The organism is Ruegeria sp. TM1040 (genome assembly GCF_000014065.1).
Classification (GTDB): domain Bacteria; phylum Pseudomonadota; class Alphaproteobacteria; order Rhodobacterales; family Rhodobacteraceae; genus Epibacterium.
Genome location: NC_008044.1, coordinates 1,470,999 through 1,485,767 on the forward strand (window position 1 = coordinate 1,470,999; position 14,769 = coordinate 1,485,767).

The 14,769-nt window shown below is 58.6% G+C and carries 15 protein-coding genes; 11 read left to right on the forward strand and 4 right to left on the reverse strand.

From position 1 onward, the window contains the following. Positions 1-22: 22 nt before the first annotated feature. From TM1040_RS11260 to TM1040_RS11290, 7 genes are all read left to right on the forward strand, one after another. Positions 23-1,162, forward strand: a complete 1,140-nt coding sequence (locus TM1040_RS11260; protein ID WP_011538715.1) for an OmpP1/FadL family transporter — start codon at positions 23-25, stop codon at positions 1,160-1,162. A gap of 159 nt (positions 1,163-1,321) precedes the next feature. Further along, positions 1,322-2,194, forward strand: coding sequence for a hypothetical protein (locus tag TM1040_RS11265; protein WP_044026745.1), 873 nt, complete (start codon positions 1,322-1,324; stop codon positions 2,192-2,194). 45 nt (positions 2,195-2,239) lie between these two features. Then, a complete protein-coding gene (gene metA / locus TM1040_RS11270) occupies positions 2,240-3,178 on the forward strand; it encodes a homoserine O-acetyltransferase MetA (RefSeq protein WP_011538717.1) in 939 nt (312 codons plus the stop codon). 9 nt (positions 3,179-3,187) lie between these two features. Next, positions 3,188-4,153, forward strand: coding sequence for an alpha/beta fold hydrolase (locus TM1040_RS11275; RefSeq protein ID WP_011538718.1), 966 nt, complete (start codon positions 3,188-3,190; stop codon positions 4,151-4,153). 61 nt (positions 4,154-4,214) lie between these two features. Continuing rightward, the gene (ppk2, locus tag TM1040_RS11280; RefSeq protein ID WP_011538719.1) at positions 4,215-5,084 is read left to right on the forward strand and encodes a polyphosphate kinase 2; all 870 of its coding nucleotides are present in this window, start codon (positions 4,215-4,217) and stop codon (positions 5,082-5,084) included. Further along, positions 5,077-5,694, forward strand: coding sequence for a TetR/AcrR family transcriptional regulator (locus TM1040_RS11285; RefSeq protein ID WP_011538720.1), 618 nt, complete (start codon positions 5,077-5,079; stop codon positions 5,692-5,694). The genes ppk2 and TM1040_RS11285 overlap by 8 nt, the downstream gene beginning before the upstream one ends. Before the next feature lie 155 nt (positions 5,695-5,849). Beyond that, a complete protein-coding gene (locus TM1040_RS11290) occupies positions 5,850-7,967 on the forward strand; it encodes a methyl-accepting chemotaxis protein (RefSeq protein ID WP_011538721.1) in 2,118 nt (705 codons plus the stop codon). 97 nt (positions 7,968-8,064) lie between these two features. On the opposite strand, the gene rpsI is transcribed toward TM1040_RS11290, so the two are convergent. The 3 genes from rpsI to TM1040_RS11305 form a co-directional block, all read right to left on the reverse strand. Continuing rightward, positions 8,065-8,550, reverse strand: coding sequence for a 30S ribosomal protein S9 (gene rpsI, locus TM1040_RS11295; RefSeq protein WP_005611659.1), 486 nt, complete (start codon positions 8,548-8,550; stop codon positions 8,065-8,067). A 5-nt stretch (positions 8,551-8,555) separates the two neighbouring features. Next, complete coding sequence (gene rplM, locus TM1040_RS11300; RefSeq protein ID WP_011538722.1) at positions 8,556-9,014, reverse strand: 50S ribosomal protein L13; 459 nt, start codon at positions 9,012-9,014, stop codon at positions 8,556-8,558. Between the two features lie 183 nt (positions 9,015-9,197). Beyond that, complete coding sequence (locus TM1040_RS11305; protein WP_011538723.1) at positions 9,198-10,613, reverse strand: PLP-dependent aminotransferase family protein; 1,416 nt, start codon at positions 10,611-10,613, stop codon at positions 9,198-9,200. 92 nt (positions 10,614-10,705) lie between these two features. Here TM1040_RS11305 and TM1040_RS11310 point away from each other — a divergent pair, with 92 nt between their 5' ends. From TM1040_RS11310 to speE, 3 genes are all read left to right on the forward strand, one after another. Then, on the forward strand, positions 10,706-10,936 hold the full coding sequence (locus tag TM1040_RS11310) for a DUF1127 domain-containing protein (protein ID WP_044026746.1): 231 nt from the start codon (positions 10,706-10,708) through the stop codon (positions 10,934-10,936). 231 nt (positions 10,937-11,167) lie between these two features. Further along, the gene (speD, locus tag TM1040_RS11315) at positions 11,168-11,674 is read left to right on the forward strand and encodes an adenosylmethionine decarboxylase (RefSeq protein WP_011538725.1); all 507 of its coding nucleotides are present in this window, start codon (positions 11,168-11,170) and stop codon (positions 11,672-11,674) included. Further along, positions 11,671-12,525: a polyamine aminopropyltransferase gene (gene speE / locus TM1040_RS11320; protein ID WP_011538726.1), complete on the forward strand. Its 855-nt coding sequence runs from the start codon at positions 11,671-11,673 to the stop codon at positions 12,523-12,525. Before speD ends, speE begins: the two co-directional genes overlap by 4 nt. A 57-nt stretch (positions 12,526-12,582) precedes the next feature. Here the strand turns inward: speE and TM1040_RS11325 are convergent, their stop codons facing one another. Further along, complete coding sequence (locus TM1040_RS11325) at positions 12,583-13,005, reverse strand: PaaI family thioesterase (RefSeq protein WP_011538727.1); 423 nt, start codon at positions 13,003-13,005, stop codon at positions 12,583-12,585. Positions 13,006-13,401: 396 nt separating this feature from the next. Here TM1040_RS11325 and trmFO point away from each other — a divergent pair, with 396 nt between their 5' ends. Beyond that, positions 13,402-14,742, forward strand: a complete 1,341-nt coding sequence (gene trmFO / locus TM1040_RS11335) for a methylenetetrahydrofolate--tRNA-(uracil(54)-C(5))-methyltransferase (FADH(2)-oxidizing) TrmFO (protein WP_044027120.1) — start codon at positions 13,402-13,404, stop codon at positions 14,740-14,742. The last annotated feature ends 27 nt before the right edge of the window (positions 14,743-14,769 follow it).

Genomic DNA, 14,769 nt, shown 5'->3' on the forward strand with positions numbered 1-14,769 from the left:
ACGCGCCTGAGGGAGGATCTTTATGAAACATTATATCGCGGCATCCGTTGCTTCGACGCTTCTGGCGACCACGGCGATGGCGAGCGGCTTGGACCGCACCGGACAGCCGATCGGACTGATTTTCGAGGAAGGCACCTATGCGGAGTTTTCCTTTGCCACGACATCGGTTGACCTGAGCGGCAACGACCGCACAAGCCTCAACCCGGCCGGTTCCGCAAGCGGCGACGTTGGCGAGCGTTTCAACATGCTTAGCGGCGGCTTCAAGACCGACATCAATGATGAGCTGTCTCTGGCCATCATCTACGACCAGCCCTGGGGCGTGGACGTGGACTATCCGACCACCAACGGATCCGCACTGCTCGGCGGCACCATGGCGCAAGCGGATTCCAATGCCATCACCGCTCTGCTGCGCTATAAGCTCAATGATCGCTTCAGCGTGCACGGCGGTCTGCGCTATCAGGAGATCGACGGCGAGATCACCCTGGCAGGCGCAGCCTATAACGCCACGGTTCCCCTCTCCGGCTACAACGTGAAAGTGGACCGCGAAGGCGGCTTTGGCTGGGTTGCCGGTGTTGCCTACGAGATCCCAGACATCGCGCTGCGGTTTGCCCTGACCTACCAGTCCGAAATCGAGCATGATTTCAATCTCACCGAAACAACGCCTGCAGGCGTTCCGGTGATCGGCGGCACGACGCTGAATACTACCACCACCACCAAGACTCCTCAGTCTGTGAACCTCGACTTCCAGTCCGGCGTTGCCAAGGACACCATCGTCTTTGGTGGCATCCGCTGGGCCGAGCACAGTGTCACCGATCTTGTGGTGCTTAGTGCGCTTGGTGGCCGTGATCTGATCGATCTGGATGACTCCATAACCTACACCATCGGTGTGGGACGCCGCTTCAACCAGAACTGGTCCGCATCGCTCGCGTATATCTATGAGGACGCGGATGGCGACAACCTCGTGTCTCCGCTGGCGCCGACCCACGGGATGGAAGCGATCCGCCTTGGTGTGCAGTACCAGACCGAGAAAATGAAAATCGGCGCGGGCGTGCGCTACACCAAGCTTGGGGATGCGGTTGCATCGCCGGGTGGTACGCCGGTTGCGAATTTCAACGACAACGATGCGCTGAGCTTTGCCGTCAAGGTTGGCTTTTACTTCTAAACGCCGCATCAAAGGACACGGAACTGCCCCGCCCTCACTGGCGGGGCTTTTTTGTGGGTGACGCCGCGCCGCTTGGCGTCTGGCGTCGCGCCTGTGATTGACCTGTCGCTTCTGCCTGTCTAGCAAGGCAGCGTAGACCGCGAATAAGGCAGCAGTTTCATGCTATATACCTCCGCTCAGGCGTGGCGCGACGCGCCCTCAAAACGGGTTCTTTTCTTCGGCATGTCCGGGCTTGGAAAAACCTATATCAGCAACATCCTGCGCCGCTCCGGTCAGTGGTTTCATTACTCTGCCGATTACCGCATCGGGACGCGCTATATGGGCGAATATATCGCGGACAATGCCAAGGCGGAGGCGATGAAAGTCCCGTTTCTGCGCGATCTGCTGCTGTCGGATTCGATTGATATTTCCTCCAATATCACCTTTGAAAACCTGAGCGCCGTAACCGCCTATCTCGGGGTGCCGGGTGACGCCCAAAAGGGCGGCCTGCCCATCGAGGAGTACCGCACCCGCCAGGACCAGTTCCGCCGCGCCGAAATCGACGCGCTGCTGGATACGCGCTATTTCATCGACCGTTCCGACCGCATTTACGGCTATCCGCATTTCATCTGCGATTCCGGGGGCTCGATCTGCGAGTGGGTCGATGCAAATGACCCCAATGATCCGCTCTTGAGCGAACTCAGCGCGCATACGCTTCTGGTCTGGATCAAAGGCACCGAGGATCACACGCAAGAGCTCATTCGTCGGTTTGATCGCGCCCCAAAGCCAATGGCCTATCAGCCCGCCTTCCTCACCCGTGTTTGGGAGGAATATCTGAATGAAAACAACATCACAGACGCAGATGTTGATCCTCATGCCTTCTTGCGCTGGACCTATGCGCAGGCGCTTGCGCACCGTCAGCCCCGCTATGAGGCGATGGCCGCACATTGGGGCGTGACGGTCACGGCAGATCAGGTGGCACACGTCCAGAACACAAGCGATTTCGAGGAGTTGATTGCATCCGCTCTTGAGACACGAGCGGAACAGACTTAATTAACGGCACCCTGCTACTTTTAGCGCACCCACAAAGGACACGACATGCCTATCAAGATCCCCGCTGACCTGCCCGCCTACTCCGTCCTGTCGGACGAGGGCGTCATGGTCATGTCGCCGGATCAAGCGGCGCGTCAGGACATCCGACCGATCAAGATTGGCCTGCTCAACTTGATGCCGAAGAAAATTCAGACGGAAAACCAGTTTGCCCGTCTGATTGGGGCGACGCCGCTGCAGATCGAGTTCTCCTTGATCCGCATGACCGAGCATCAGACCAAGAACACCGCCGCCGCCCACATGGAAGAGTTTTATCGCCCCTTTCAGGAGGTGCGCGACGAGAAATTCGATGGTCTGATCATCACCGGTGCTCCGATTGAGCATCTGCCGTTCGAGGACGTCACCTATTGGCAGGAGCTCTGCGAGGTCTTTGAGTGGACGCAGACCAATGTGCATTCCACCTTTGGCGTTTGCTGGGGCGGCATGGCGATGATCAATTACTTTCACGGCGTGCGCAAACATATGCTGGATCACAAGGCCTTTGGCTGTTTCCGGCATCAGAACCTGCAGCCGACCTCGCCCTATCTGCGCGGGTTTTCGGATGATTTTGTGATCCCCGTGTCGCGCTGGACCGAAATGAGCCAGAGCGAGATCGACGCCGCACCGGGTCTGACCACGCTCTTGGGCAGCGCCGATGTCGGCCCCTGCCTCGTTGAGGACAAGGCGCACCGTGCGCTCTATATCTTCAACCACTTTGAATATGACAGCGACACGCTGAAACAAGAATATGACCGAGATGTCGCCAGCGGCACCGAGATCAACGTGCCGATCAACTACTACCCGGACGACGATCCAAGCCAGCGCCCGCTCAACCGTTGGCGCAGCCACGCGCATCTGCTCTATGGCAACTGGGTGTCTGAAATCTATCAGACGACCCCATATGATGTGGAGCGCATCGGTCTCGACACGACGGACCTTCGGGCCTGATCTTTGCGGATGAGTGCCATCCTTGCTCTTGCCGTGACGCTTGGCTTTGCTGGGGTTGCGGGCTTTACCGCCCTGCGCGCCCCACTGCGCGAGGCCGAGAGTATCGCCAATCATCCGCCTCAAGGACAGTTCCTGAACGTGGACGGCCATCAGATCCATGTGGTCGAGCGCGGCCAGCCGCAAGGCAGCGCCCCTGATCTGGTGCTGATTCATGGGTCCAACGGCAGCATCCGGGACATGACGTTCCGACTGTCGCCCGCGCTCGAAGAGGCCTATCGCATCTTGATCTTTGATCGACCTGGGCTTGGCTATTCCGATGCAATCTCCGCTGATGGGACCAGCATCCAAACCCAGGCGGCCATTTTGCAAAAAGCCAGCGCGCGCCTCGGCGCACAGCGCCCGATCGTGCTGGGCCAAAGCTACGGGGGCGCCGTGGCGCTCGCCTGGGCGACGGAGTTTCCGCAGCATACCGCAGCCGTTGTCAGCGTTTCTGGTGTATCGCACCCTTGGGACGCGGAACTACCGACCTTTTACAAACTGACCTCGTCGCGCTTTGGCAGCGCGGTCATCGTCCCGCTGCTCACCGCCTTTGTGCCCAAGAGCTATGTACGCGACTCGCTCAAGGACGTCTTTGCCCCGCAGGCGGTGCCCGACGGGTTTGCAGATCATTTTGGGCTCGCCATGAGCCTGCGCCGCAGTTCCTTGCGGGCCAATGCCAAGCAGCGCGCCAATCTTCTGACCGAGGTCGAGGCGATGGCGCCAAAGTATCCTGACCTCAGCATGCCCATCGAAGTGGTGCACGGCACCGCCGACACCACCGTGGGCATATCAATTCATGCCGAGCGCCTTGTTGCGGACAGCCGGACCGCGCGTCTCACGCCGTTGCCGGATGTTGGACATATGCCGCATCAGACCCACACGCAGGAGGTGGTGGCAGCGGTCCATCGAGCGGCAACGCGGGCAAACTTGCGTTAATCGCTTTAACATTGAACAGTGACAGGGCAAGTGTGGGCGGGCGAGAAAGGACAGGGTGGAAATGACTTTGCCATTTGACGGCGCAATCAGCCAGTATTTCGAGAATGAAGCCCCCAAAGAGGTGCGTAAGGCGATCGAGGATGCTGGCAAGGATGACATTCTGAGCCCCAGCTACCCTTATGACGAAGAGCTCTCCAAGGGCGACTACAAGGATCAATACAGGGCGCTGCAGGTCGAGCTGGTCAAGCTTCAAGCGTCGCTCAAGGCGTCTGGTCAGCGCGTCGCGATTGTCTTTGAGGGGCGCGACGCTGCTGGAAAAGGCGGTACAATCAAACGCTTCCGCGAGAACCTGAACCCCCGCGGGGCCCGCGTTGTGGCGCTTGGCAAACCCACCGAAACCGAGGCAACGCAATGGTATTTCCAGCGCTACATCTCTCAGCTGCCGGCGGGCGGAGAGATCGTCTTTTTTGACCGCAGCTGGTACAATCGCGGAGTCGTCGAGAAGGTTTTTGACTTTTGCACTGACAGCCAGCGCAGGCACTTCTTTTCGCAAGTCACTGACTTTGAAAAGATGCTGGTCGACGAAGGGATCCAACTGTTCAAATTCTGGCTGAATGTGGGGCGTGCCGAACAATTGCGCCGTTTTCTGGCCCGCGAGAGCGATCCACTCAAACAGTGGAAACTCAGCTGGATCGATGTTGAAGGGCTGAAACGCTGGGACGCCTATTCAGAGGCAATCCAGGAAACGCTCACCCTGAGTCACCGCCCCGAGGCCCCCTGGACCATCGTGCGCTCTGATGACAAGAAACGTGCGCGGCTTGAGGCCATCCGGCATGTGCTGCTGTCTGTCGACTACGCCAACAAGGATCGCGCTGCGCTCGGCAGCGCTGACCCGCTGATTTGTGGAGGCCCCGAGATCTGGGATGGCTAAACGTGGCTATCATCACGGTAATCTCCGCCAGGCTCTGGTGGAATCCGCCCTGCGCCTCATCGAGGTCAAGGGGCCGACGGGGTTTACGCTTTCGGAGGCCGCCAAACAGGCTGGCGTCACCCCGGCTGCCGTTTACCGCCATTTCGAGGGGCGCGAAGATCTGATTGCAGAAGCCGCACGGCAGGGCTTTTTGATGTTTGCGGACTTGTTGCAGCACGCCTATGATAAATATCAGTCGTCTGCGCTGGCCGCGTTTGAAGCGACCGGACGTGCCTATCTCGCCTTCGCGCGCAAACACCCCGGTCACTATATCGCGATGTTTGAAAGCGGCATTTCGGCCAATCGCACGCCCGAGCTGGCAGAAGCCGCGAGCCGCGCGCGCGGAGTGCTCGAACAAGCCGCCGCCAAACTCAGCCAACATATACCGGCCGAAAAACGCCCGCCTGCCTCCATGTTCTCGGCCCATGTCATGGCCATGAGCCACGGTGTCGTGGAACTTTATGCGCGCAACGCGCCGGGCACTGCCTCGCCTTATGCGCCAGAGGATCTCTTGGAGAGCGGCATTGGCGTGTACCTGCGGGGCCTTGGATTGATTGATCCAGATAGCTGAGTGATTGAGGGCGCTCTTGTCCGTGCCCGGTGCCTCTTTTATCCGTGCGCGCTTAATCCGCTGCCTTTTAATGATCGCCGCATTCCCGTTTCAGGATGAGTTAACCATCGCCTCCTAGATTGTTCTAAGTTTGCGCTGTTTACGAGGATGAGTCTATGCGACTGCGATTGGTTATGCTGTTGGTCATTGGGCCAATGATGGCATTGTCGAGCTATCTTGCTTATGACGAGCTGCACATTCAGTGGGACAAATACGCACACGCAAGGTTAACCAAAGAGAAAACTCTCGAAGAATCCCTCATGAACGATGTGGTTCACGAGATGCAAAAAGAGCGCGGCTTCTCTGCCGGTTTCATCGCTTCGCAGGGCAAGAACTTCCCCACTGAACTCACGGAACAGCGGCGCCTCACCGACGAAGCCATTGCAGACTCCATGTCGCGGATTCCGGTGATTGAGGTCGCTAAACCGGACATGACCGCTGCGGTGCGCGAGCGGATCGGCCAGCTTCAGGATATGCGCCAACGCGTGGACAGCTTGGGCCTCTCGGTGCCTGAAATGGCCAAGTTCTACACCTCGACCATCGGCTTGATGCTTGAAATGGCGCGCCCAGCGACAGAGGGCGAGCCCGCAGAGCGGCTGCGTCTTCTCGAAGAAGCTCGGGTCTTGCTCGCCTCAGCCAAGGAGGCCGCAGGGCTTGAGCGCGCTATGGGGGCAACCGGCCTCGGGAAAGGCTTTGACCTTGCGTTGCACGATCGCTTTGTCCACCTCGGCGGCGAACAGGGGGCCTATCTCCACGAGGTCGATGCGCTGGTAGATCTCAATGTGTGGTTGTCAGAACTGCTTTCGACCGATGCCTACAAAGAGATTGCAGAAACGCGCAGCACGCTCGTGCGGGGATATTCCACCGGGGACTTCGGCGGGCTGACCGCAGGGGAGTGGTTTCAGATTTCAACGAACTGGATCAACACCTTGCGCGAACAAGAGATCGAGATTGGCGCCCTGATTGACAGAATTGCGACCGACATCGAAAGCAGTTCCCAAACCGCGTTCCGCGCGTTTGCAGCCGTGACTCTGATTTCACTTCTGCTGGCGTTCAGCATTGCGGTTTATATGTTTGGGCGTGTCATCAAACGCGTGGGCGAGCTCACCGATGTTGTCAAAGCCTTCACGCGTGGAGATTACAGCGTCTTTGTACAGGGTATCGAAGGCAAGGATGAGCTCAGCGTCATGGCGCATGCAATCTATTCCTTCAAGCAAGAAACCCTCAAGACCCTGCGCGAGGCCGAAGCGCTTGAGGCTGAGCAAGATAAGCGCAAAAAGGAACAGGATCACATCGTTGGCGAACTTCGCGGTGCCTTCACGCGTCTTTCCGTGGGCGACCTGACGGTTGAATTCACCGAGCCCTTCCCCGAGGACTACGAAGATGTCCGCGCCGATTTCAATCAGACCATCGGTCGACTGCGTGAATCTATGGAGGAACTGGTCGATACAGCTGGCAGCCTCTGCACCGGTGCCGCTGAAATCGACCAGGCGGCCAGCGATCTGTCACAGCGCACAGAGAGCCAGGCGGCCACGCTTGAGGAAACGGCGGCTGCGCTCGAGGAAATGACGGCCAGCGTCAAATCCGCAGCAGATGGCGCCCGCAACGCAGAGCGCACCACCGAAGAGGCAAGATCAGAAGCAACTCAGAGCGGCACTGTCGTAAAAGACGCGGTTGAGGCCATGTCCGAGATCGAAAAGGGTTCCCAGCAGATTGCGCAGATCATCAGTGTGATCGACGACATCGCATTTCAGACAAATCTCCTTGCGTTGAATGCCGGCGTCGAAGCCGCGCGCGCAGGCGAAGCCGGTCGTGGATTTGCTGTGGTGGCCTCCGAAGTCCGCGCCTTGGCGCTGCGTTCCTCGGATGCGGCAATGGAGATCAAATCGCTGATCGGCAACAGCTCCGAACAGGTGGAGCGTGGCGTGGATCTGGTGCGCCATGCAGGCGAGGCGCTTGAGAGCATCGTTGGCCAGGTGACCCATATCTCGACGCTTGTCACCGAGATCACCAAAGGTGCGGTTGAACAGTCCACTGGGCTCGAAGAGATCAACACAGGTGTGGTTCAGCTTGATCAGGTGACCCAGCAGAACGCCGCGATGGTCGAGGAAACTACTGCCGCCAGCAGCATCCTCAACTCCAACGCACGCCAGCTTGGCGAAATCGTCCAGCGTTTCAAGATCCGCGGCGACCAGGCGGCGGACAATATGCCTCAGCTCTCGCGCGCTAGCTGACCCTGCGCGCAGGTTCGCCTGCGACGGTGGACGCTATCCTACAACAGAAAAGGCCGCCCAAGAGGCGGCCTTTTGCGTATTCGTAAGTTCCGGAAGCTTAACGCTTGGAGAACTGGAAGGAGCGACGGGCCTTGCGGCGGCCGAACTTCTTACGTTCCACAACGCGGCTGTCGCGGGTCAGGAAGCCTGCGGCTTTGAGAGCGCCACGCAGGGAGGGATCATAAAGCTGCAGCGCTTTGGAGATACCGTGCTTGACCGCGCCGGCCTGACCGGAGAGACCACCGCCTTTGACGGTTGCGTAGACGTCGAACTGGTCTTCGACACCGGCAACCGTGAACGGCTGGCGCAGGATCATCTGCAGCACCGGACGTGCGAAATACTTGTTGATCTCTTTGCCGTTCACTTCGACCTTGCCGGAACCCGGCTTGATCCAAACGCGGGCAATTGCGTCTTTCCGCTTGCCGGTGGCGTAGGAACGACCCAGCTCGTCACGAACGGGCTCGCGCGGGGCCAGCTCTTCGGCTGCGGTTTCGACGCCTGCGACGGCGCCCAGCTCTTCGAGAGTGTTGATCTGATCAGCCATCGTCATTAGCTCCGGGTGTTTTTCTTGTTCATGGATTTGACATCCAGAACTTCGGGGCTCTGGGCTTCATGCGGGTGCTCGGCACCAGCATAGATGCGCAGGTTGGTCATCTGCTGACGGGACAGGCGGTTGCCCGGCAGCATGCGCTTGACGGCCTGCATGACCACGCGCTCGGGGTGTGCACCCTCGAGGATCTGCTGCTTGGTGCGGGATTTGATGCCGCCCGGATGGCCAGTGTGCCAGTAGAAGTTCTCTTCGCGCTTCTTACCGGTCATCTGGATTTTTTCAGCGTTGATGACGATTACGTTGTCACCCATGTCCATGTGGGGGGTGAACGACGGTTTATGCTTGCCGCGCAGGCGGGTGGCAACGATCGACGCCAGACGGCCCAGCACCACGCCCTCGGCGTCGATGATGATCCACTTCTTGTCGATGTCTGCCGGAGTAGCAGAGAAGGTTTTCATGTCAGGTCAATCCTGTTTGTCGTGACGATGGCGCCGTGGACGACTCCATCTGAATTCGATGGAGGGGGTTTACGGCGCTGTTACACAACAGTCAATACAGCCAAACCACATAAAACCCATTGATTACAGGGGGTTACAAAATAGGTATCAAAATACCCCAATGATCTGGAGCCGATTATGCCCTCAGACGCTGATTTGCTCTGGTGGGTTGTCCAATAGCATGCGCAAACGCAGCATGGCATCCTCAAATCGCGCCAGCGTGACATGCCCATTGACGGCGATGCGCACTGCATTGGGCGCACGCCCGTCCCTCAGGGCAAACTCATCTGCAGAGCGCAGTTGCACCCCCTGCCCTTCGGCCGCACGTGTAAACGCACCCGCTCGCCAGCCCGAAGGCAGCCGCAGCCAAAGGAACGGCACCTGCGAGTCCCAGGTGAGTTCAAAGGCTCCGAGGGCGTTTACGGCGACACGGACATATTCCGCCATCTCGTCGCGCACGGTCTGGACCAGCTTCTTGCTGCGCGGGTCCGACAATAGCAGGCGTGTCACCTCGGCGAGCGGCTGCGCAAGCCCAAAGAAACCGTATTCCGCAACGCGGCGCAGATCTGCGGATTTGCCGACGGGGGCGATTGCAAACCCCACCCGCAGCGCCGGGGTGAGCGATTTGGAAATCGATGTCACATGCCAGCTGAGCTCCGGCGCGAGCGCGCGATAGGTCGGCGCGCGGGCCTCCCCCATGCGATAACAATCGTCCTCGATCAATTGTACATTGTGTCGTCTCAATATGGCGAGGATCTCTTTGCGCCGTTCAAGCGGGGTAAAAGCGCCGGTTGGATTGTGCACTTCGGGACTGGTACAAAGTACAGATGCACCCGATTTCTTGATCGCAGCCTCCAACGCCTCTGGCACAATGCCGTTTTCGTCGATCGCAACACCGACCACTTTGGCACGCAGGATCTCTGCAGCGCGCCTGAACCCGGCATAAGAGAGGTCCTCGACCAAGATGGTGGGATTGCTCTCTTTCAGGATCGCTTGCATCACCGTCATGACGGCATTCTGGCCCCCATGGGTCAAGACCACATCGCGCTCACTCAGTGGCCCGAGCGGGGTATCGGATAGCCAGTCGACAACCGCTTGGCGCACCGGCTGATAGGCGTCGCGCGTCGGATAATTCAACAACGCCAAGCGGTCGCAATCAGCGGCTTTTCGGAGCGCTTCGCGGATCAGCTTGACTTGACCCACGTCGACAAGACGCGGGCTGAACAGAGAGACGTGATTGGGGTTGCTGCGTTCAAGAAGATGCAACTGCCGCGACCAGACGTCATCCATCACAGCCGTTTCGCGTTCGGCCACAAAGGTTCCGCGTCCGACCTCGGCCTGCAAGATGCCCTCGTCTGTCAGGATCGTGTAGGCCCGCGCGACGGTGCCAGGCGTGATACTGAGCTGATAGGCGAGCTCGCGGACAGGCGGCAGCTTTGCGCCCACCTGCAATGTACCACTCTCCACCGCCAATCGTATCGTATCAGCCACGCGCTTGTACTTGGGCCCCGGCTTTTCGGTCAGGGACCCGGTCAGGGTGGAGGGCCAAATTGTACCCATCACAATCTCCGCTTAGACAATCCGTATCACGCTTTGTATTCAATACATGCCAGTACATTCAAATTGCATCAATACAAAATGTGAGACAGACCATGACAAATGTGACAGAACACCCGACGCATCTCGCTTATCTGACCAACCGCCCGGCCCTGCCGATGATTGCGGAAGCAGCGATTGGATTTGCGGTTCTGGTCACCAAATGGTCGGTCCGAAAACGCACCCGCCGCCAGCTGAGCCGCCTCGATGCTCATCAGTTGCGCGATATTGGCCTCCATCGCGAGGAAGCCATGCGCGAAGGAACTCTTCCGTTCTGGAGACCCTGATCCCCGGGGCACAGAACCAACTGGCAGGCCGGAGCTCGTCTCCGGCCTTTTTTATGTCGCCACTTCACATCCTGATGCCGAATTCAAGTTTCATAAATTTTTGCCTTGATCGAATCTCTGCGCTTTCCTATCTGCGCCTCACTTTCGGTACCGATCCCAACCCTGAACTCTTATTCGGGGGGGCGCTAAGGACCGTCTGGATTGTCATCTACTGGAACGAAGGGGAGTGTCATGTCGGACGCCAACCTCTTCCAACTGGGGATCGGTCTGGAGACAGGCGCCCATGAGGAAGATACCGCCCGCGGTGTACCCACCGCTATTGTTAACTCTTTGGTCGAAGCCGACCGGGAGGATCACTTTATCCGTCGCGACGGCAAGGTCTTTGCCGGGACCCATCTGATCATCGAAGTGATGAAAGGCTCCGGACTGGATTGTCAGGCCCGGATCGAAGACGCGTTTCGCAAGATGGTCGAGGTCTGCGGCGCAACCCTGCTGCATATCCATACCCATAAATTCTCGCCTCAGGGTGTGTCGGGTGTGGCCGTGCTCGCCGAGAGCCACATCTCTGTGCACACCTGGCCCGAGATCGGCTACGGCGCATTTGACGTCTTCATGTGTGGCGATGCACAGCCTTGGAAAGCCGTCGATGTGCTAAAAGCCGCCTTTGAGACCGATGTGGTAGAAGTGCGCGAATTGCTGCGCGGCGAGGAAATCGTCGCCAAGGAGATCGCAGCATGACGAAAGAGGTCTGGAACACAGAACGCCTGCACGATCATTTCGCCCAATCCCTGCGCGTGAGCGAGATGTATTATGACAGCAAGACCGAGCACCAGCGGCTCAAGGTCTTTCAGAATGGCACCTTCGGGCGCGTTCTGACGCTGGACGATGTGGTACAGACCACCGAAGGCGACAACTTCATCTATCATGAAATGCTGACCCATGTGCCGATCCTGGCACATGGGGCCGCCAAACGTGTGCTCATCATCGGTGGCGGCGACGGTGGCATTGCGCGCGAGGTGCTGAAACACGCCTCCGTCGAGCATGTCACCATGGTGGAAATCGACGCTGGCGTTGTCGATTTTTCCAAGGAATACCTGCCGATGCTGAGCCAGGGCGCATTTGACGATGCGCGTCTCAACCTGGTGATCAATGACGGTGCGGTCTTTATGAAAGAGACCGAAGATAAATTCGACGTCATCATTGTCGACTCGACCGACCCCATCGGCCCCGGCGAAGTGCTGTTTACCGATACATTCTATGGCCATGCAGCGCGTGCGCTAACCGAGGATGGCATCATCGTCACCCAGAACGGCGTGCCGTTCATGCAGGGCGATGAGCTGACCAACACGATGCGGGCCTTTCAAGCGCTGTTTCAGGATGCGACCTGCTATCTCGCGACGATTCCGACCTACGTCGGCGGCCCGATGGCATTGGGCTGGGGTAGCCACTCCACAAAGGCGCGTTCGGTGGATCTGACAACGCTTGAAGCTCGGTTTGCAGCGGCAGGCCTTTCGCCGGACTACTACACCCCAGAGGTGCACAAGGCGGCATTCGCGCTGCCCGGATACGTCAAGAAACTGTTTCCATAAGGTAGCTTACTTAGCGACCTTAAAGCAAACGCGTCCCGGTTCCTACCTCGGGCGCGTTTAGCGTTTCGGCGGGATGGAATAGGTCATGGTTGAGCGCGCGACCGGGGCCTCCATCCCTTCGGAGAACAACAGGATATCCCCGACTGCCAATGTGCGCCCCAGTTTCAACAGGCGTGCTTGCCCCAAGAGATCGCGTCCGCTTTCGGGTTTGCGCATAAAATCGAGCGAGGCATTGGTCGTGACCGCCAGCGCCTCTCGTCCGAGGTGCGCCAAAACCAAGGCGTAGACCGAGACATCAGCGAGCGCGAACATCGACGGGCCTGAAACCGTTCCTCCCGGACGCAAATGCCGCTCCTGCACGTTGAGGCGCATGGTGATCTCGCCTTTTGCAAGCGCATCGATGCTGAACTCGCCCTGTATCTGAGGAAAGACCTCCTCGAGATAGGCGCTGAGGCCGTCTTTATCAAACACCAGTTCCATGTTGCCTCTTCCACTTAATGCCGTATCAGTCTGCACGCCCGAACCAGCCACTCAAGAGGCAAAGATAAAAACGCCACGGCATTTTTATGAGACAAATCAGATCGCTGAGTGTTCTGACGTTTTTCCTAAAATTTTCGGATAATTTAGTCTTTGTTTACGAATGGCGCGATATTGTTTCCGTATTGAGGCTTCTAAAGAAGGCAAGAAAGTGGCAAGAGTTGGGCAAGCCAACCGGCTACACGCTATTGGGGCTGCAGCTTTGGATCGTCCCTCCTACCGGATCTCTCACCCGGATTTGACGTCCTCGAAGCTGCGGCCCAAATAATTTCCCCTCAGAGACAACGTGCGCGCACGACGATATTGCGCCCGAAGGCCGCCTGCCCTATGTGGCCTTTCATGACACAAGAGCTTCATATCGTCGGCGGCGGAATGGCCGGATCGGAAGCCGCCTGGCAGGCGGCGCACATGGGCGTTGACGTGGTGATCCACGAGATGCGGCCCAAGGTTGAAACCTTTGCCCATCAGACCGGCAACCTCGCCGAGATGGTCTGCTCCAACTCGTTCCGCTCGGATGATGACGAGCAGAATGCAGTGGGGCTTTTGCATTGGGAAATGCGCGCGGCCAACAGTCTCATTATGACCACCGCAGGTGAACACCGGCTTCCGGCTGGGGGTGCGTTGGCCGTGGATCGCGATCCCTTTGCGGAATCCGTGACCGCCAAACTCAAGGCGCTGCCCAATGTGCGCGTGTCCTACGAGGAAGTCACAGACCTCCCCACCGAGGGGCACTGGATCTTTGCCACCGGTCCCCTCACCTCGCCCGCGCTTGGCGAAGCGATCCAGCGCGAAACTGGGGCAGAACGGTTGGCATTCTTTGATGCCATCGCGCCCATCGTCTATGCCGAGAGTATCGACATGTCCCAAGCCTGGATGCAGTCGCGCTATGACAAGGGCGAAACCGAGGAAGAGCGCACCGCCTACCTCAACTGCCCGATGACCAAGGACCAATACGAGGCCTTCATCGACGCGCTTCTGGCCGCAGACAAGACCGAGTTCCATGAGGGCGAAACCGCTGGCTATTTCGACGGCTGCCTCCCGATCGAGGTGATGGCAGAACGCGGCCGCGAGACCCTGCGCCATGGCCCGATGAAGCCCGTTGGCCTTACCAATCCGCACAAGCCGGACGAAAAGGCCTGGGCCGTGGTGCAGTTGCGCCGTGACAATGCGCTCGGGACGCTTTTCAACATCGTTGGTTTTCAGACCAAGATGAAATACGGCGCGCAAACGGATGTCTTCCGGATGATCCCCGGCCTCGAGAACGCCAAATTTGCGCGGCTCGGCGGCATTCATCGCAACACCTTCCTGAACTCTCCGACGCTGCTCGATCATGAGATGCGCCTGAAATCAAAGCCGAACATTCGGTTTGCCGGACAGGTGACGGGCGTTGAGGGCTATGTGGAAAGTGCGGCGATGGGCTTGTTGGCCGGGCGTATGGCCGCCGCTGAGATCCTCGGCAAGGACCTGCCTCAGGTGCCGCAGGACAGCGCCATGGGGGCCTTGATCCACCACATCACCGGCGGCGCCGAAGCCAAGACTTTTCAGCCGATGAACGTCAATTTTGGCCTGTTCCGCCCGGTCGAGGGGCTGAAAGGTGGACGTCGTGGCCGCAAGGACCGCTACAAGGCCTATACCGATCGCGCCAAGGTGGCATGGCAGGAATGGCTCACAAATTTTTGATGGACGCACTCATGATCCCGGCTCTAG